We start from the raw sequence: 18561 nt of genomic DNA, 5'->3' as shown, positions 1-18561 counted from the left end.
AAAATCATACTCCCTCACGTAGCTGTAGGTTCAAGCACTTTTTCCAAAAGAATGAATCAAGTTCCTCACTGCATATATTAAACTATACTTTTTCTTAAGGAGGGCTTCCTTAATGCGTACTCCTTTATCCTTTGATAAAGACACTGCCATACTGTTAGCTTCTTGTTGTGAGTTAACGTATGAACAATATAAACAAAATGGCATTTTCGAAATACCAGATGGTTTTCAATATGTACAAGGGTTTCAAGGAAAGGCCATTCAAACAACAGAATGGTTCGGATTTATATTAGAATCTGAGGATACAATTATTGTTGCCTTCAGAGGCACTCAAACAGACCCCGATTGGATTATTGATTCTCTCGTCAATCAAAAACCTTATCCTTATGCTTTAAATGGTGGAAATGTCCATAACGGCTTTCTCTCTATTTATGAGTCTTGTCGTGATTCTATTATGGATATGCTCGTATCATTGCCAGCACATAAAAAACTGCTAGCTACTGGGCATAGTCTAGGTGGTGCGCTTGCCACATTACACATATTAGATGCACGTATAAATACCGCCTTCGCACAGTATGGACTTTATACATTCGCTTCTCCAAAAGTAGGAGATATCGCTTTTCGAAATTATTATAAACTACAAGTAGCTAGTAGCTTTCGTTTCGTCAACTTGTTCGATGTCGTTCCACTTCTCCCTCCCCGAAACATAAATTTTAATGATCATGATTGGGAGTATGCACACGTCCATCACAATATGACATTTACAAAAAACACAAAATCCATTACAAATAATCATTCCATTACAACATACAAAACATGTCTGACTTCTCATTTTTAACCAGTAAACAATTGGAAATAAAATATTCGTATACTATAATAATGTATGAAGTTATTTTTGGATGAGGGGACCTTACATGTTAAAATTTATCTTCGCACTTTTTCTTATTGTAATTTTTACGGTTACAGGTTTCTTTACATTTTCATACTTTGCGACAGGAGAGTATGATGGGGCAGGTATCATATATACCACTGTTCCATTTCTTTCTTAAGCAAAATAAATAAAACGAGCTTAATTTTATTAAGCTCGTTTTATTTATTAATATCCATTTCGGTTGGTAAATCGATAATATATCTCCCAATATAGCAACCTCTTTAAAACTGTTTAACTGCATTACCGATACCCCAAATTTCATTACTGTACTGCAAAATCGTTCGATCGCTCGCAAAATGACCAGACTGTGCAATATTTAAAATCGACATTTCTAGCCACTTCGTTCGGTTCTCATAAGCTCTACCGACAGCCTCTTGTCTTTCAGCATATGGACCAAAATCTCGCAGAACGAAATATTCATCGTTTTGAATAACGAGAGAATCGTAAATCGCTTCAAATTCAGCTCCCGATTGTGCAAAGAAACCATTTGTTAATTGATCAACTACTTTTTTAATGTGCCTATTGTGGTGATAATAATCACTTGCACGATACCCACCATTTTGATAGTAATGAAGAACCTCTTCGGCTGTTAAACCGAAAATAAAACAGTTATCCTCACCGACCCGGTCTTTTATTTCAACGTTAGCACCGTCTAGCGTTCCGAGTGTAATCGCACCATTCATCATAAATTTCATATTACCTGTTCCCGATGCTTCTTTACTCGCCGTTGAAATTTGTTCACTTACATCCGCTGCTGGGAATATATCTTCAGCTAAAGAAACTCGATAGTTTTCTAGAAAGATAACTTTCATATATTGACTGACATACGGGTCATTATTTACTTTTCTTGCGAGTTCATTTATTAATTTAATAATTTTTTTCGCGTAATAATAGCCAGGTGATGCTTTCGCTCCAAAAATAAAAGTACGCGGATAAAATGTAAAACTAGCATCCTCTTTCAAACGGTTATACAAATATAAAATATGAAGAACATTTAATAATTGTCGTTTATAAGCATGTAATCTTTTCACTTGCACATCAAAAATAGAATTTGGATCAATGGTAATCCCCATTGTATTATGAATACGCTCCGCTAAAATCTCTTTACGCTCTTGTTTTACCTCTGCAAATTTCTCTTGGAAACTCGCATCATATTGAACTAATTGTAGCTCTTGAAGCTTAATCGGTTCTTTCTTCCACTCCGTTCCAATCGCCTCTGAAATGAGATTTGTTAACTGTGGATTTGCTTTCATAAGCCAGCGCCTATGAGCAATTCCATTCGTCTTATTATTAAACTTATCTGGATAAAATTCATAAAACAATCGCATTTCCCGCTGCTTTAATATTTCCGTATGAATTTTTGCTACACCGTTTACGCTATGGCTACCGACAATCGCTAAATGAGCCATTTTCACAAGGTCATGTGCAATAATCGCCATTGCTTCAATACGATCCCACTCATACGGATACTGTTCCCACAGTTCATGACAGAAACGTTCATTAATCTCTTCAATAATCATATAAATTCTCGGTAATAACGGTTTAAAAATGTGAATTGGCCACTTTTCGAGCGCTTCTGATAACGTCGTATGATTCGTATAAGAAATCGTCTGCGTCGTTATGTGCCAAGCTTCTTCCCATGCTAACTTTTCTTCGTCTAGTAAAATACGCATCAGTTCCGGAATTGCTAAAACCGGATGTGTATCGTTAATGTGGATCGCAATTTTTTCATGTAGTTGACGAAGGTCACCATATCTTTCTCTATGCATTCGAACAATATTTTGCAAACTTGCTGATACGAGGAAATACTGTTGTTTTAAACGAAGTATTTTTCCCTCATCATGCGTATCATCTGGATATAAAAACTCCGATACAGCCTCTGTTTCACGCTTATATTTCAAAATATCTTTGCAGTTTTGCGGGAAAGGAACTGGTTCAGCATTCCAAAGTCTAAGTGTATTTACAGTACTCGTCTCATAGCCAACTACCGGCACATCATATGGCACGGCCATAATGACTTCTGCATTTGTATGCCTAAACTCTAAACGCCCGTCAATTTCTAGCGGTTCAACACTGCCGAAATAACTTACTTCTACAGCTTGATCATGCCTTCTTACTTCCCATACGTTTTCATGAAGAAGCCACTGTTCTGGAAATTCAACTTGATAACCATCAACAATTTTCTGATCAAACAAACCATGTTTATAACGAATTCCACAGCCGTGTCCTGGCAAGTTTAAAGATGCAAGTGAATCGAGAAAACAGGCTGCTAAGCGTCCAAGCCCACCATTACCAAGGCCTGCATCTGCTTCCACTTCTTCTAACTCTTGTAACGAAATCCCTAGTTCAGATAACCCCTGCTCGCATACATCTCGAATACCTAAATTCAAGATGTTACTTCCAAGCAAACGTCCAAGCAAAAACTCAATAGACAAGTAATACATTTGCTTTTGCTCTCCGGATCGATAACTCTCGTTCGTTGCAATCCATTGACTATTCATATACTCACGTACCATATGGCCGAGTGTATTATATTGATCACGAGTTGTAGAATCTTTAAAACTTTTACCATACATCGTCTCTAACTTTTCTAGAAAAGTTGATTTAAAACTTTCAACATGAGTAAACATTTTTTCACCACCTACATGTTATTCCATGAGACTTTTATACAATTCCTTATAAGCAAGAGCCGATTGCTCCCAGCTATAATCTTCAGTCATCGCTTGTTTTACAAGCTGCTCCCACACTGGTTTATCATGATAGAATTCAATTGCACGATGAATCGTATGCAGCATGTCATGTGCATTAAAATTCGTGAAACTGAAACCATTTCCTTCGCCTGTTTCTTCATCATAAGAATGTACCGTGTCGTTTAACCCACCTGTTTCTCTTACAATTGGAATTGTACCGTATGCTAATGCGATAAGTTGTCCAAGTCCACACGGTTCAAACAGCGATGGCATTAAAAACAAATCGCTTCCCGCATACACTTGGTGAGCTAATTCTTCATTAAATCCGATATAAACTTTTACCTTCTCCGGATACTCATATGCCATCCACTCAAAGAATTGCTCATATTCCGAATCACCTGAACCTAAAATAATACATTGTACATCTTCTTCCATTATTTCGCGGAATACAGTACGTACTAAATCAAGACCTTTTTGCTTCGTTAATCTCGTTACCATTGAAATAATTGGTGTATCCTCTTTTTCTGGCAAACCAAAATAACGCTGCAAGGCGCGTTTATTTTCACTCTTTTCATATAATGACTCTGCATCATACTGGGCCTTAATATAGGAATCCGTTTCTGGATTATATACGCTCGTATCAATACCATTTACAATGCCGCTAAGCTTATCATTATATTTTCGCAGTAATCCATCTAACTTCTCACCGAAAAATTCATATTGAATTTCTTCTTTATACGTCGGGCTCACCGCTGTAATTTGATCCGAAGCAATAATACCGCCTTTCATAAAGTTTACGTTTCCATAAAACTCTAGCTGCTCACTATGAAAATATTCATCACCAAGCTCTAACAAGTCGTACATCACTTCAGGAGGAAATACACCTTGGAACTGCAAGTTATGAATCGTATATACCGTTTTAATACGCTCATATAACGGGTTATCTTGATACTTTTCACGAAGTAAGAAATTAACCATAGCCGTATGCCAATCATGGCTATGAAGAACATCCACTTCAAAATCAAGGTGCGGAATACACTCTAACACCGCTTTTGAGAAATAAGAAAAACGCTCTCCGTCATCATAATGACCATACAGAGAATCTCTCTTAAAATAATATTCATTATCTATTAAGTAATACGTAATTCCGTCTTGCTCACCTTTTAAAATTCCACAATATTGATTTCTCCACCCAAGAGGGACGTTAATTACTTTATGTAACGTACATCCATCTCTTAACTTTTGCGGAATGAGACTATAATTCGGAAGTATAATACGAACGTCCACTCCTAATTTTTTTAGCTCTTTTGGGAGCGCACCCGCTACATCAGCTAATCCTCCCGATTTCACAAACGGTACACATTCTGATACTGCAAATAAAATATTCACTTGTTGTCCCACTGCGCGAAAAGTTTTTATTACTCCTCTTGCAGCTTCCTCCCTTCGAGTTTTCATTTAAATTAAAACTTTAATCAGTGGAGGAAAAAGCCCCCACTGATTCTTTAGGAATAACTATTAATCGTACTGTTTTGTACGCTTCCTTTTTCTACAACATACGGCTCATCGGCGCTTCCTTTTAATACGACACCGTCGCCAATTTTCACGTCTTTATCAATAATAACACCGTCTATTATACAGTTATCTCCAATTTGGCTCTTTTGCATAATAATACTGTTACGAATAATTGAACCTTTTCCAATTTTAACCGAACGGGAAACAACACTGTTTTCGACTTCCCCTTCAATAATACTGCCATTTGCAATCATTGTATTTTTCACGACTGCACCCTTTAAATAACGAGTTGGTGGCTCATCTTTTACTTTCGTAAAGATCGGTGCTTCTTTCTTAAATAATTGCTTCCAAATAGCAGGTTGCAAAATTTCTAAGCTATGTTTATAGTAACTTTCAATCGAGTCAATAATTGCTACATATCCAGTATGTTCATATGTAGCAATGTGTAATGATTTCCCGCGCTTTTCTCTCACTACATCAAATAAACTGTATTGTTCCACACCTTTATATGACTCAAATAAGTCTAACAATAATTGTTTCTTTAACACGTATGTTTGAAGCGAAACCCCTTCATGGCAAACTTCTGTAATATCAGCTGCCGTATGTATATGTCGCTCTAACACCGCTTGAAAATTTAATGCTGTTACGAGATGGCTATTCGTAATAACAACGTACTCTTCTCTGCTTCTTAGAAAATAATCAATATGTCTTCTAAAGTGTGCAAAAGACCCAAATTCATCTTGGTCACATTGGCAGTTTGGCGGGAATAAAAATAGTCCGTCTCGTTTTCTATCTAAATCCCACTGTTTTCCTGAACCAACATGGTCCATTAACGAACGATTTTTATGGCTTGTAAAAACTGCCACACTATGAATACTAGAATTCACCATATTTGAAAGCATGAAATCAATGAGTCGGTAACGGCCCCCAAACGGTAACGCCGCTAGTGAACGATGCCCTGTTACTTTCTTTAAGGAAGGAAAACTTCCCGTTGCATTAATAATTCCTAACATTTTTTCTCCCATTCATTTCATCCCCCTTTTCTATTTCCCTTCAGCAATTAATACTACATCGTCAACATTCTTTTCTGGACGAATGATTGTTCCATCTTCGATAACCATTTCTGATCCAACAATCGCTCTTTCAATCACAACATTTTTACCAATCTTAGCCCCTGGCATAACGACAGAATCAATCACCATACTTCCTTCTTCCACCGTCACTCCTTGGAATAACACAGAATGCTTCACGTCCCCTTCAATGACGCATCCTTCGTTAATAAGCGATTCTTCTACTTTCGCCTTTTCAGCAATATATTGAGGCGGTTCGTTTGGATTGACAGAGTAAATACGCCAATTACGATCGTTTAAATTCAGTGATGTTTCATCGCGAAGCAAATCCATATTCGCTTCCCATAAGCTCTTCACCGTTCCAACATCTTTCCAATATCCTTCAAACGGATACGCCATTAACTTCTTCCCTTCATCCAATAAAAGCGGAAGTACGTCTTTTCCGAAATCGTTACTAGATTCAGGGTTTCTTGCATCCATCTCTAAATACTCTTTCAAAATTGACCAATTAAAAATATAGATTCCCATTGATGCAAGATTACTTCTTGGAAATTGTGGTTTCTCTTCAAACTCAACAATCTCCATTTCTTCATTTGTATTCATAATGCCAAAGCGACTCGCTTCATCCCAAGGTACTTCAATAACAGAAATGGATACGTCCGATTCTTTCTCAATATGGTAATCTAGCATCTTACTGTAATCCATTTTATAAATATGGTCGCCTGATAAAATAAGAACATACTCTGGTTCATATTGACTTAAATAGTTTAAGTTTTGATAAATGGCACTTGCCGTACCTGTGTACCACTTCACACCTGAAGACTCCGCATAAGGAGGTAATACTGTGACTCCACCGCTTACTCGGTCTAAATCCCATGCATTGCCGATTCCGATATAATTATGAAGTTCTAGTGGTTGATATTGCGTTAAAATCCCAACCGTTTCAATACCAGAATTTGCGCAGTTACTTAGCGTAAAATCAATAATGCGATATTTACCACCAAATGGAACAGCTGGCTTGGCTAAATTTTTTGTTAATGCACTTAATCGACTACCTTTTCCCCCTGCTAGTAACATTGCTACGCACTTTTGTTTTTGAGCCATCTTGTTTTTTGCTCCCCTTTCTCGTCTTCACTGGTCGTAATATGGATACGCCAAATGGTGGAATTGTAATCTCTACATGTGCTGCTTGATTATGGTACGGTTCTAGAATCGTCTTAAGACGTTTCTTATTCACTTGCCCCGAACCGCCATATTGCTGTGCATCACTGTTTAAAATCTCGTTATAATACTCGAAATCTGGTACACCTACTTTATAGTTTTCATATGTAGCTTTCGTAAAATTACATACGATAACTAACGCATCCTCTTGTTTATCCCCTTGGCGGATAAACGAGAAAATACTTTGCTCGTTATTATTAGCATCAATCCACTGAAAACCTTCAGGCGAATGATCAAGCTGCCAAAGTGGTTTTGAGCGCTTATACAATGCTATGAGCTCTTTAAAGTAATCATGCATATAACGATGCATTTCAAAATCATGTAAATTCCAATCTAAATCTTCAAGGTCTTTCCACTCATCAAACTGTCCGAATTCCCCTCCCATGAAAAGTAATTTCTTTCCTGGGTGAGTAAAGAAATATCCATATAATAAACGAAGCTGAGCAAACTTATCCCAGTAATCACCTGGCATTTTATTTAATAACGACTTTTTCCCATGAACGACTTCATCATGAGAAAGCGGTAATATGAAGTTTTCAGAGTACGCATATAGCAAAGAAAACGTCATTTTCTCATGAATGTGTTTCCTATATTCAGGCGCACACTCCATATATTTCAGCACGTCATTCATCCAGCCCATGTTCCATTTGTAATTGAATCCAAGCCCACCTTCATACGTTGGAGTTGTTACAAGTGGCCAAGCTGTTGAATCTTCTGCCGTCATAAGAAAATCTTCATCCTCTGCAAACACTGCTTCATTTAACTCTCTTAAAAATGAAACAGCATGCTCATTACTTTGCTCTTGTCCTTCTTTATTCCAGTACAACATGTTCGCAACTGCATCTACTCTGAAACCATCAATATGGAAATATCTCATCCAAAATAACGCATTTGAAATTAAGAAATTACGTACCTCTCTCTTTCCTAAATCAAAATTGACAGTTCCCCATACTGGATTTTCTTGTACATCTTTATCTTTATATTCATAGGTCGGTGTGCCATCAAACAAATATAAACCGTGAGCATCTTTACAAAAATGCCCCGGCACCCAATCTAAAATGACACCGATTCCATATTTATGACATTCGTCGACAAAATACATTAAATCATGCGGTGTACCAAATCTACTCGTCGCTGCATAATATCCCGTTCCTTGATATCCCCAAGAACGATCATATGGATGCTCAACAAGCGGCATAATTTCAATATGTGTAAATTGATGTTCCACCACATATGGAATGAGTTCTTCTACCATTTCCCTGTAAGAATACAGTGTTCCATCTTCTTTCTTTTTCCAAGAACCAAAATGCAATTCATAAACTGTCATCGCTTCTTTATAAATCGATTTTTTCTTTTTCTTACGAGTCCAGTTTTTATCATTCCATTCATATCCCTTTATATCAAAAACTACAGATGCCGTATTCGGTCTTACTTCTGCATATACAGCATACGGATCTGCCTTTAAAATGACGTCACCAGCCAACGTTTCAATCGCATATTTATATATTTCTCCTTCTTCAATATGCGGTATAAACAAGGACCAAATGCCTTCTTCTGTCACTTGTAGCATTTTATGTTGCTCATAATCCCACTCATTAAAATCTCCAACAACACTCATTGCTTTCGCATGAGGAGCCCACACTGTAAATCGTACCCCTTGAATCTCACCTTCCGTCACAACATGTGCGCCAAAGATGTTATAACTTTCATAGTACTTTTCTGTATGAAACTCATCTCGTTTCACTTCTTCACAATTTATTACACTCAATATGCTCACCTCACTTAGATGACAGAATTTTTTATACTTTAACTATTTCTGCGAAAAACTGCAATATCCTTGTTAATTTATAAAAAACATTCGTTTTTTTCTTAAAAATGTTAGTTTTCCTTCACATTTCCGTGTAAAATATCGAATTTTGACGAATATTCATTGAAAACGCTTTATTATTTTTCTATATTTTTACCAATTATTTTTTCTCAACCTTTATTTTATTATGTTTATCCTATTTTTCATGCTATTTTCCACTTAAAATCAAAACAAAATAATCTGTCATAAAAAAATGTTTCTCAATATTTTTTGTCACAATTTTATTGAAATGCGAAATTCATAAGCATATACTTGTTTTCAATAAAGAACATCGATCTTTCGTAACTACAATTCATAGCGGACTACTATGTTTACTTGTTTATCCTTGTTGCGAACGGTTGCTATACAAATTTAACTAGGAGGCTTTCTTATGTCATTAAAACAAAAAGTAGGAATGGGAATTATCACCGCTTCACTTGGCTTATCCCTTACATTCGGCGGTGTATTCGCCTATTTCAGTGATTCAGAAACATCAAGTAACTCATTTCAAGCTGGAACACTAGATCTTTCTATTAATCCAAGTGTAATCGTTAATGTGAAAGATTTAAAACCAGGTGATTTTATTGAAAGGAACTTCAAGCTTGAAAATAAAGGTACATTGGATATCGCAAAAGTAGCACTTGAAACATCATATGAAGTTACAGATGCAAAGCAAAATAATGACGGTGAAGATTTAGGTGATCACATTATCGTCAAGTTTCTAGTAAATGATGGACAGCCATCTAATTCAAACGATGATCATGAGATTTTGTGGGAAACAAAACTATCACAATTAAAAACTATGAAACCTGAAGATGTCGCTACGTCTCTAGAACGTCATAACTTAATAGATGGTATTAAATCTGGTGAAACAGATTACTTACACGTCCTCTTCTCATTTGAAGATAACGACCGAGATCAAAATAAATTTCAAGGTGATTCCCTGCAGCTAAACTGGACATTCCATACTGAGCAAACAGCTGGCGTGGAGAAATAATTTTTAAAAATATAAATTACCGGAGGCCTATAAATGAAAAAGAAAAATCGTTTTGTTACCGGAATTGTAACAGCTGGCGTTTTGTTTTCAACTGCTATTCCGTTCAATGTACTTGCTGAAAGTCCTATTAACCAAATTGAAGCTTCAAATGCTCATTCTATATTATCTAAGCTTTCTAAAGAACAACGCCTAGCATTACAAACGGTAGATGCCAACCCTGGTTTTACAATTTCACCAGATATTAATACGAGTAGTTCTGAGCCTGTAAATATCATCGTAGAATTTCAAACTGCTCCAGTAAAGATTAATGAATTAAAACAAAAAGAAAAAGGATTACAGTCTGCTCCTGAAAATATAAAAGCACGTATTGATCAAGAACATGAAGAATTCGAAAAAGGACTAAAACGTCTTTATCAATTCAGCCCATCAGTAAAATCAGGAAACTTCCAGTCTGTACAAATTAAACGTTCTTATAAGCATGCGATAAATGGTGTTGCGATGACATTACCAGCAAATACAGTTGAAGAGTTGTTACGGATTGGCGTTGTAAAACGCATTTGGAAAGATTACGAAGTGAAATTAAATTTACCAAAACAAGCTGAGCAAAAAGCGCCTCAAAAACTAACAGATAGCATCCCGCAAATTGGAGTAGATAAGTTACATAGTGAGGGCATTACCGGAAAAGGAATTAAAGTTGGTGTATTAGATACAGGTATTGATTACAATCATCCTGACTTAAAAGACGTATATAAAGGCTATCGCGCGAAACCTGGTGAGGACTCTAGCAAAGTAGCCCCAAACTCAGTAAAGGGTTGGGACTTTATTAATAACGATGCAGATCCAATGGAAACTACTTATTCAGAATGGCAACAATCTGGTGCTCCTGAATTTGATAGCCGTGGTTCTTCCTTCTACACAGCCCACGGCACTCACGTAGCAGGTATCGTTTCTGCACAAAAGAAGAACCAATCTGATTCAGCAGTAAAAGGTGTTGCACCTGGCATTGAACTGTATAACTATCGTGTACTCGGCCCATACGGAAGTGGAGATAGTTCAGGTATTATCGCTGCAATTGATAAATCTATTTCTGACGGTATGAATGTTATTAACTTATCGTTAGGTGATGATAGCAACAATCCACTCGATCCAACATCTATCGCTGTTAATAATGCAATGCTTTCAGGCGTTGTTACAGTCGTTGCTGCTGGTAACTCTGGACCAAATCCATCAACACTCGGATCACCAGGTGCTTCGCCATTTGCAATTACGGTTGGAGCAAGTGATAGCTCTATTTCCTTACCGAAACTATCAGGTCATGCGGGACAATTACAATTCCCTAACTTAATTTTGTTCGGCAAAAACTTCACTGATAAAATAGAAGATTTCAAGGGACAAACTTTACCTATTGAATCTGTAGGAATTGGTACGCCTGACGAGTTTAGTAAAAAAGATGTAAAAGGGAAAATCGCTCTCGTTGCACGCGGTACATTGTCATTTGATGAAAAGATTGCTAACGCAAAACAAGCAGGTGCAAAGGCCGTTATTATTTATAACAATGTGGATGGAGAGATTCCTTTCTACGTTGGTGAAAGTACAAAATACATTCCAGCATTCCGCCTAACGAAAGAAGATGGTGAAAAACTAAAAGCTCAAATTGAACAAGGTAGCACCTCCTTAACTCTCGATGAAATTAATTACATTCAAACAGAAGGCGATCATCTTGCAGACTTTAGCTCACGCGGTCCTGTTACAGCAAATGATGATATTAAACCTGATATTACAGCGCCTGGTGTCGCTATCCTTTCAACAGTTCCTGAATATATTAACGACCCGCAAGAGGGTGAAAACTACGCTGTTTCCTATGAGCGTATGCAAGGAACATCTATGGCTTCTCCTCATATCGCTGGCGTTGCTGCTCTAATTTTACAAGAACACCCAGACTACTCTCCGTTCGATGTAAAAGCGTCTCTTATGAACACAGCTAATGATTTAAAAGAAAAATATTCCGTATATGAAGTTGGAGCTGGGCGAGTAGATGCTTACAACGCCGTTCGTACAGAAATAAGCTTTAAAGTATTAGATACGACACAAACTGTTGTAAATGATGAAGTAATTGAAGTACCCGAAGAAACTGGATCTATTGCATTCGGTAAGTTTTATCAAAAAGACGGTGAAGCTCTTGAACAAAAACGAAATATAAAAGTAACTAATCATAATAAACAAGAGAAAAAAGAATTTAAAACAGAAATTTCTTATACACCAGCATCATCTACTATTAACGATGCTGTCGCAAACGGTGTAAAAATCTCTGCTCCAGAAACAATTACTCTTGATGCTGGCAAAACAGGTGAAATTGAAGCAAAAATTAATGTTCCAGCCGGTGTAAAACAAGGCCGATATGAAGGATATATTCATATTACAAATACGAAAAATAAAGAAGAAACGTATCAAATTCCGTTCTCTATTCGTGTATCAGAGCCTGGTATTGAAAATGCAATACTATCAAGAAAAGCAATTTCAACTGATACATCTAAATTCAATCCATACGGTGAATCGTATGTTCACGGAGCATTCCAATTAAACAGCGAACTTGAAACGTTAGATCTTATCGTAAAAGATTCCAAAACAAATAAAGCTCTTGGCTTCATTGGAACATTAAACACGAGTGGCCTAAAAACTGATTTGTATTACTACTTAGATTCATTCTTTAATGGAAAAGTGTATCCTTTTACAAATGATCCTGCAAAACCAATCGGTGATGAGAAAATCAACTTACCAGAAGGAGACTATACAATTGAGTTTGTCGGTTATGATAAGGCTGGGAAAGCACGTGTAAAAGGTGATTATGTTGTAATTGATAATACACCACCAGAAGTGAAATTAACTGGATTAAAACCTGGTATTTACGAGTTAAATGAAGAAAATTATACAGTAGAAGATGGCAAAAAAGCACTATGGATTAAAGGAAATGTATACGATTCAAACGTTGATTACTTAAAAGGAAAAGGATTAAACATTACGCAAGAAGCGAATGGCGTTATGTACTATGACTATTCTCCATACTTGCATAAGTTTTTACCGATTAATGCAAATGGCGACTTTAAAGTTGGCATTACACCTGACTCCTTCAGAACGGAAGGTCCAATGAACACAGGCGTATATATTTTCGATTATGCAACTGCAGGTCCTGACTATCCAAACGGTGTAAATAACTACTGGTTTATCCCGCAAGGTGCTCAATATGCAAAAACTAGTTACGATAAAAAAGAATTATATAAAAATGACGAGTTCACAGTAACACTAAACGCGAAACACGTAAAACAATTTGTTGCTGGGCAATTTAATGTAAACTTCCTAGAGAAGAACTTCAAATTTGCAAATGCGAAATTGAATCCTGCTTTTGAAAAGCTACTTTCCCAAAAAGGGGTAACCGCAAAAGTAAATGAACCGAAACTAGAGGCAGGCTCTGTTACAGTTGGCGGAGCTATCGATGACAAAAATTTTGCTGGATTAGATGGTGATTTCCCGTTCATTGATGTAACTTTCAAAGTAGAAAATGATGAGTTTTATGAAGCAAACGCTCAATTAGAATCACCAATTTTTGTTTACTGGAAACAAGGTGAATCAGAACCAAATAGAATGCGTGTACTTCAAGATCAAACATTCTCAGTTATGTCCTTAAACTCATTAGTAGAAGGAAATATTAAACCTGGTGCATTCTTAAATGAACGTGGATATTTAGATGAAAAGTTAGATTATACAAAGCTTGGCGTAAAAGTATATGCGACTGATTCTTACCGTCATAAGTTTGAAGGCTCACTAGATAAATACGGATACTTCAAATTAAATGGACTTCCTGTTAATAAACGCGACTACAACTTATATGTAGAAGTACCAGGGCATTTAACAAGCCGCCTAACTACGAAACTAGGTACTGAAAAAGACGGCAAGCTACTTGGCCAATATTATTATGCACGCCTTGATGAAAACCTTGCAGGTGATGTAAATGGCGATAAAGTAATTGATATAAAAGATGCTGAAATTATCGCTAGCAACTATAGTAAAAAAGGACTATCTGTGAAAGACGGCGACCTTAACAAAGATGGTATTGTCGACGAAAAAGATATTCGCTTCGTTGAAAAGAACTTCTTGAAAAAAGGTCCAGATGCATCTAAATCACAAACACCTGTTGAAAAATCAAAAAGCGGTACACTGGCAGATATTTTAAAGAAATTAGGATTAACGCCTAAAAAATAATAATAAAGAGCACTCTACTTAAAGTAGGGTGCTCTTTTCTATAAACGACCCTGATCCAGCAAAAGGGGTATATTGGGGATATACAAGGGAAACCGGAAAAGGAATTTATATTAAATTATATGAATTCAGAGGTAGGAAGCAGTGTCCCGCCCCTGAATGATTTAGCAATTATTATAGTACTGGTGCCATTGTTTCTTTTAATACTTTTACAGAATGAGCGAACTTCGCTTTTTCTTCTTCATTTAACTCAAGCTCTACGATTTCACGTACACCTTCGCGGTTAATTACAGCTGGAACACCTACGTAAGCATCTTTCTCACCGTATTGGCCTTCAAGGTATGCAGATACAGTTAATACGCTGTTCTCGTTGTTTAAGATTGCTTTAGTTACACGAAGTAGTGACATACCGATTCCGTAGTAAGTTGCACCTTTACGCTCGATGATATGGTAAGCTGCATCACGTACATTTTCGAAGATTTTATCTAAGTCTTCTTGTTTGTACTGTTCGTTGTTAGCTAAGATTGTTTCTAGTTTTTGTACACCGATAGTAGCGTGGCTCCATACTGGAAGTTCAGTATCACCGTGTTCACCAACGATGTAAGCATGAACGTTACGTGGATCTACATCTAAGTAGTCACCTAACATGTAACGGAAACGAGCAGAGTCTAAAGTAGTACCAGAACCAATTACGCGCTCTTTTGGTAAACCAGATTCTTTCCAAGTTACGTAAGTTAAAATGTCAACTGGGTTAGTTGCGATTAAGAAGATTCCATCGAATCCGCTATCCATAATACCGCGAACGATTTGTTTAAAGATCTTTGTATTTTTCTCAACTAAGTCTAAACGAGTTTCACCTGGCTTTTGTGGTAATCCAGCAGTGATAACTACTAAATCTGCATCTTTACAATCTGCATAGCTACCGCTCCAAACTTTTGTTGGTGATGGAGAGAATGGTACCGCATGGCTTAAGTCCATTGCTTCCCCTTCTGCTTTTGCTTCATTAACATCTACTAATACGAATTCTTCAGCTACACCTTGGTTGATCATTGAGTAAGCGTAACTACAACCTACAGCTCCTGTTCCTACTAATACTACACGATTGATACCTTTTTTCATGGTAATTTCCCCTCTCTATTGTTCACATATATTTTTTTATGATTGTTTAAGTAATTAATTAAAATACTAATTTAATGTTGTTTAACTTCTTTACATTCATATTGTAGCACGTATTATTGTGAAAAAGTTCACAAATTATGACCTATTTGTGAACTTTTTCACATAGAGTGTAAAGTTATTGGAATAGGTGTGGAATCCATTTCAATGGAGGCGTTTTCTTTAGATTGTGAAAGGGATTTTCTTGTGGTTTTTGTCGGTAAGTGAAATTATATCAGCGATTTTTGCAATATATCGACTTACCGACAATACTGACAACATAAAAAAGCTGTCTTCAGTAGATCACAGCTATTGAGAGAAAGCAGCTTCTTCTATATATTATTTATTTTCCACAGTAGCTCCCAGATGCATTTTCATCGGTTTCTCCAAGTGTAGGAGGCTACAGCCATACAGCTGGGGTAAAAGTTCAAGTTGAAGTTAATTCCTTCATATTCATACAGGTCCAAATAATTAACATGATTGTATTTACGGCTCTCTATGTACCCAACTGCAACAGCGAATACTTCATATTTCTTCTATTGCATAAAAAAGCAGACTATCCAAAGTCCATTTTTATACAACAAAAAAGAGATAGCAGATTATGCTATCTCTTTTAGTATGACCCGTACGGGATTCGAACCCGTGTTACCGCCGTGAAAGGGCGGTGTCTTAACCACTTGACCAACGGGCCAGTTCTGGCAGAGAAGAAGGGATTCGAACCCTCGCACCGCGTTCGCGATCTACTCCCTTAGCAGGGGAGCCCCTTGAGCCACTTGGGTACTTCTCTATAAATATGGCTCCGCAGGTAGGACTCGAACCTACGACCGATCGGTTAACAGCCGATAGCTCTACCACTGAGCTACTGCGGAACAATTATGGTGGGCCTAAATGGACTCGAACCATCGACCTCACGCTTATCAGGCGTGCGCTCTAACCAGCTGAGCTATAGGCCCATAATTGAAAAGCGGGTGAAGAGAATCGAACTCTCGACCAGAGCTTGGAAGGCTCTTGTTTTACCACTAAACTACACCCGCATTAAATTGTAAATGGTGAGCCATGAAGGACTCGAACCTTCGACCCTCTGATTAAAAGTCAGATGCTCTACCAACTGAGCTAATGGCTCATTTTGAAAGTGGTGCCGACTAGAGGACTTGAACCCCCAACCTACTGATTACAAGTCAGTTGCTCTACCAATTGAGCTAAGTCGGCTTGCGACTTCAAAATGGTGGCTCGGGACGGAATCGAACCGCCGACACGAGGATTTTCAGTCCTCTGCTCTACCGACTGAGCTACCGAGCCTTTATGTAAAAATGGCGGTCCCGACCGGGGTCGAACCGGCGATCTCCTGCGTGACAGGCAGGCATGTTAACCACTACACCACGGGACCATTTGGTTGCGGGGACAGGATTTGAACCTGCGACCTTCGGGTTATGAGCCCGACGAGCTACCGTGCTGCTCCACCCCGCGATGATAAAATATTTACCTTAGAAAAAATGGAGGAGGTAGAGGGATTCGAACCCCCGCGCGACTCTCGCCGCCTGTCGGTTTTCAAGACCGATCCCTTCAGCCGAACTTGGGTATACCTCCGAGATATATACGTCTAATGGTGGACCTTGTAGGACTCGAACCTACGACCGGACGGTTATGAGCCGTCTGCTCTAACCAGCTGAGCTAAAGGTCCTTTATGGTAGCGGCGGAGGGGATCGAACCCCCGACCTCACGGGTATGAACCGTACGCTCTAGCCAGCTGAGCTACACCGCCATAAATGATATTAATATAAGTGGAGCCTAGCGGGATCGAACCGCTGACCTCCTGCGTGCAAGGCAGGCGCTCTCCCAGCTGAGCTAAGGCCCCATGTTTTTTAGGAATATCGGGAAGACAGGATTTGAACCTGCGACCCCCTGGTCCCAAACCAGGTGCTCTACCAAGCTGAGCCACTTCCCGTTAATAAAAGCGCGCCCGAGAGGAGTCGAACCCCTAACCTCTTGATCCGTAGTCAAACGCTCTATCCAATTGAGCTACGGGCGCATATGGTGCCGAGGGCGGGGGTCGAACCCGCACGGTGGTCACCCACCGCAGGATTTTAAGTCCTGTGCGTCTGCCTGTTCCGCCACCCCGGCATGTCATATTGAAAATTGGAGCGGAAGACGGGATTCGAACCCGCGACCCCAACCTTGGCAAGGTTGTATTCTACCACTGAACTACTTCCGCAAGACATGTATGAGTTATTTAATTAAAAGTGCGGGTGAAGGGAGTCGAACCCCCACGCCAAAGGCGCCAGATCCTAAGTCTGGTGCGTCTGCCAATTCCGCCACACCCGCATATTAATTTATTTAAGAAAAATGGGGCGACTGATGGGAATCGAACCCACGAATGCCGGAGCCACAATCCGGTGCGTTAACCACTTCGCCACAACCGCCATGATTTCTGGTGCCGACTAGAGGACTTGAACCCCCAACCTACTGATTACAAGTCAGTTGCTCTACCAATTGAGCTAAGTCGGCTAAATGGTGGAGGATGACGGGATCGAACCGCCGACCCCCTGCTTGTAAGGCAGGTGCTCTCCCAGCTGAGCTAATCCTCCGGATTGCCTGGCAACGTCCTACTCTCACAGGGACAAGGTCCCAACTACCATCGGCGCTAGAGAGCTTAACTTCCGTGTTCGGTATGGGAACGGGTGTGGCCTCTCTGCCATCATTACCAGACTGTATTCATTTAAGACAAGAATCATTGTAACTCATTTAACTTTTAAAGTCAACAAGTTTTTTATATTCTTTCAAAACTAGATAACATTGCTACATATTATATGGTTAAGTCCTCGATCTATTAGTATTCGTCAGCTCCACATGTCACCATGCTTCCACCTCGAACCTATCAACCTGATCAT

Annotated in this window: 10 protein-coding genes, 22 tRNA genes and 1 rRNA gene; 4 read left to right on the top strand and 29 right to left on the bottom strand. The window is 38.5% G+C overall.

Translation table 11 applies throughout. The annotated features are described in order from the left end of the window. Positions 1–112 precede the first annotated feature (112 nt). Complete coding sequence (locus tag ACTFR3_RS23850) at positions 113–835, top strand: lipase family protein (protein WP_001260111.1); 723 nt, start codon at positions 113–115, stop codon at positions 833–835. A gap of 76 nt (positions 836–911) precedes the next feature. Then, positions 912–1046 (top strand): hypothetical protein, encoded by a 135-nt coding sequence (locus tag ACTFR3_RS23845; RefSeq protein WP_000911075.1) that lies wholly within the window; start codon positions 912–914, stop codon positions 1044–1046. 103 nt (positions 1047–1149) lie between these two features. Here ACTFR3_RS23845 and glgP read toward each other — a convergent pair whose 3' ends face one another. From glgP to glgB, 5 genes are all read right to left on the bottom strand, one after another. After that, positions 1150–3558, bottom strand: coding sequence for a glycogen phosphorylase (glgP, locus tag ACTFR3_RS23840; RefSeq protein ID WP_000494099.1), 2409 nt, complete (start codon positions 3556–3558; stop codon positions 1150–1152). 18 nt (positions 3559–3576) lie between these two features. Beyond that, the gene (gene glgA, locus ACTFR3_RS23835; protein ID WP_023901191.1) at positions 3577–5007 is read right to left on the bottom strand and encodes a glycogen synthase GlgA; all 1431 of its coding nucleotides are present in this window, start codon (positions 5005–5007) and stop codon (positions 3577–3579) included. Between the two features lie 113 nt (positions 5008–5120). Beyond that, positions 5121–6155, bottom strand: a complete 1035-nt coding sequence (glgD, locus tag ACTFR3_RS23830) for a glucose-1-phosphate adenylyltransferase subunit GlgD (RefSeq protein ID WP_000504168.1) — start codon at positions 6153–6155, stop codon at positions 5121–5123. Positions 6156–6173: 18 nt separating this feature from the next. Next, positions 6174–7304, bottom strand: coding sequence for a glucose-1-phosphate adenylyltransferase (gene glgC / locus ACTFR3_RS23825; protein WP_000057619.1), 1131 nt, complete (start codon positions 7302–7304; stop codon positions 6174–6176). Next, positions 7252–9189 (bottom strand): 1,4-alpha-glucan branching protein GlgB, encoded by a 1938-nt coding sequence (gene glgB / locus ACTFR3_RS23820; RefSeq protein WP_017656851.1) that lies wholly within the window; start codon positions 9187–9189, stop codon positions 7252–7254. The genes glgC and glgB overlap by 53 nt, the downstream gene beginning before the upstream one ends. A 469-nt stretch (positions 9190–9658) precedes the next feature. Here glgB and ACTFR3_RS23815 point away from each other — a divergent pair, with 469 nt between their 5' ends. Together ACTFR3_RS23815 and ACTFR3_RS23810 are read left to right on the top strand one after the other, a co-directional pair. Beyond that, positions 9659–10264: a TasA family protein gene (locus tag ACTFR3_RS23815; RefSeq protein ID WP_440044853.1), complete on the top strand. Its 606-nt coding sequence runs from the start codon at positions 9659–9661 to the stop codon at positions 10262–10264. A 33-nt stretch (positions 10265–10297) separates the two neighbouring features. Next, the gene (locus ACTFR3_RS23810; RefSeq protein ID WP_440044852.1) at positions 10298–14521 is read left to right on the top strand and encodes a S8 family serine peptidase; all 4224 of its coding nucleotides are present in this window, start codon (positions 10298–10300) and stop codon (positions 14519–14521) included. Positions 14522–14692: 171 nt separating this feature from the next. On the opposite strand, the gene ACTFR3_RS23805 is transcribed toward ACTFR3_RS23810, so the two are convergent. The 24 genes from ACTFR3_RS23805 to rrf all read right to left on the bottom strand — a co-directional run bounded on the left by ACTFR3_RS23805 (position 14693) and on the right by rrf (position 18379). Further along, positions 14693–15637, bottom strand: a complete 945-nt coding sequence (locus ACTFR3_RS23805) for an L-lactate dehydrogenase (RefSeq protein ID WP_000715339.1) — start codon at positions 15635–15637, stop codon at positions 14693–14695. A gap of 655 nt (positions 15638–16292) precedes the next feature. Then, positions 16293–16364, bottom strand: a tRNA-Glu gene (locus tag ACTFR3_RS23800). A 5-nt stretch (positions 16365–16369) separates the two neighbouring features. Next, positions 16370–16460 (bottom strand) — tRNA-Ser (locus ACTFR3_RS23795). Between the two features lie 7 nt (positions 16461–16467). Continuing rightward, positions 16468–16542: transfer RNA gene (locus tag ACTFR3_RS23790), tRNA-Asn, on the bottom strand. 7 nt (positions 16543–16549) lie between these two features. Then, a tRNA-Ile gene (locus ACTFR3_RS23785) sits at positions 16550–16626 on the bottom strand. Positions 16627–16636: 10 nt separating this feature from the next. Further along, a tRNA-Gly gene (locus ACTFR3_RS23780) sits at positions 16637–16707 on the bottom strand. A gap of 13 nt (positions 16708–16720) precedes the next feature. Next, positions 16721–16796: transfer RNA gene (locus tag ACTFR3_RS23775), tRNA-Lys, on the bottom strand. Between the two features lie 10 nt (positions 16797–16806). Beyond that, positions 16807–16882: transfer RNA gene (locus ACTFR3_RS23770), tRNA-Thr, on the bottom strand. A gap of 14 nt (positions 16883–16896) precedes the next feature. Continuing rightward, a tRNA-Phe gene (locus ACTFR3_RS23765) sits at positions 16897–16972 on the bottom strand. Between the two features lie 12 nt (positions 16973–16984). Continuing rightward, positions 16985–17060, bottom strand: a tRNA-Asp gene (locus ACTFR3_RS23760). Positions 17061–17063: 3 nt separating this feature from the next. Next, a tRNA-Met gene (locus ACTFR3_RS23755) sits at positions 17064–17140 on the bottom strand. 27 nt (positions 17141–17167) lie between these two features. Then, positions 17168–17260: transfer RNA gene (locus tag ACTFR3_RS23750), tRNA-Ser, on the bottom strand. 17 nt (positions 17261–17277) lie between these two features. After that, positions 17278–17354, bottom strand: a tRNA-Ile gene (locus ACTFR3_RS23745). A gap of 4 nt (positions 17355–17358) precedes the next feature. Further along, a tRNA-Met gene (locus ACTFR3_RS23740) sits at positions 17359–17435 on the bottom strand. A 20-nt stretch (positions 17436–17455) separates the two neighbouring features. Continuing rightward, positions 17456–17528, bottom strand: a tRNA-Ala gene (locus tag ACTFR3_RS23735). Positions 17529–17544: 16 nt separating this feature from the next. Beyond that, positions 17545–17618: transfer RNA gene (locus ACTFR3_RS23730), tRNA-Pro, on the bottom strand. 10 nt (positions 17619–17628) lie between these two features. Beyond that, positions 17629–17702 (bottom strand) — tRNA-Arg (locus ACTFR3_RS23725). Positions 17703–17705: 3 nt separating this feature from the next. Continuing rightward, positions 17706–17794: transfer RNA gene (locus ACTFR3_RS23720), tRNA-Leu, on the bottom strand. Between the two features lie 16 nt (positions 17795–17810). Beyond that, a tRNA-Gly gene (locus tag ACTFR3_RS23715) sits at positions 17811–17885 on the bottom strand. Between the two features lie 29 nt (positions 17886–17914). Next, a tRNA-Leu gene (locus ACTFR3_RS23710) sits at positions 17915–17995 on the bottom strand. Positions 17996–18017: 22 nt separating this feature from the next. Then, positions 18018–18093, bottom strand: a tRNA-His gene (locus ACTFR3_RS23705). Positions 18094–18102: 9 nt separating this feature from the next. Continuing rightward, positions 18103–18178 (bottom strand) — tRNA-Thr (locus tag ACTFR3_RS23700). A gap of 4 nt (positions 18179–18182) precedes the next feature. Further along, positions 18183–18258 (bottom strand) — tRNA-Val (locus tag ACTFR3_RS23695). Between the two features lie 5 nt (positions 18259–18263). Further along, positions 18264–18379, bottom strand: a 5S ribosomal RNA gene (gene rrf, locus ACTFR3_RS23690). Positions 18380–18561 lie beyond the last annotated feature (182 nt).

Source organism: Bacillus cereus group sp. MYBK14-1 (genome assembly GCF_051916885.1).
GTDB lineage: Bacteria > Bacillota > Bacilli > Bacillales > Bacillaceae_G > Bacillus_A > Bacillus_A cereus.
The sequence above is the reverse complement of the archived record's forward strand: the minus strand, read 5'-3'. Positions and strand labels throughout refer to the sequence as shown.